Source organism: Streptomyces apricus (genome assembly GCF_008369065.1).
Classification (GTDB): domain Bacteria; phylum Actinomycetota; class Actinomycetes; order Streptomycetales; family Streptomycetaceae; genus Streptomyces; species Streptomyces apricus.
In genome coordinates this window covers 1-616 of the sequence record NZ_VDFC01000288.1, presented here as the reverse complement: position 1 = coordinate 616, position 616 = coordinate 1, and the positions used below count along the sequence as shown (strand labels likewise).

Genomic DNA, 616 nt, shown 5'->3' with positions numbered 1-616 from the left:
CCCGTCACGTCACGAAAGTCGGTAACACCCGAAGCCGGTGGCCCAACCCCCTTGTGGGGAGGGAGCTGTCGAAGGTGGGACTGGCGATTGGGACGAAGTCGTAACAAGGTAGCCGTACCGGAAGGTGCGGCTGGATCACCTCCTTTCTAAGGAGCATCTAGGCCGCCAAGTCCGCTTGGTGGTCCAGGGCCATTACGTCGGCACACGTTCGACGGTGGTTGCTCATGGGTGGAACGTTGATTATTCGGCCGGTTTCACGGGCCGGAGGCTTGCAAGTACTGCTCTTTCAGAGCGTGGAAAGCATGATCTCCGGACGGGATCCGGTCGGGCACGTTGTTGGGTGTCTGAGGGTACGGCCGTAAAGGCTGCCTTCAGTGCCGGCCCCAGTGCACTCGAATCTACTGGTTCGGGGTGATGGGTGGTTGGTCGTTGTTTGAGAACTGCACAGTGGACGCGAGCATCTGTGGCCAAGTTTTTAAGGGCGCACGGTGGATGCCTTGGTACCAGGAACCGATGAAGGACGTGGGAGGCCACGATAGTCCCCGGGGAGCCGTCAACCAGGCTTTGATCCGGGGGTTTCCGAATGGGGAAACCCGGCAGTCGTCATGGGCTGTCA

General features: G+C 60.1%; 2 rRNA genes. Both read left to right on the top strand.

What is annotated here, in order from left to right:
* Positions 1-146, top strand: a 16S ribosomal RNA gene (locus tag FGF04_RS39730); the annotation flags it as partial.
* A gap of 319 nt (positions 147-465) precedes the next feature.
* Positions 466-616: ribosomal RNA gene (locus FGF04_RS39725) — 23S ribosomal RNA — on the top strand; the annotation flags it as partial.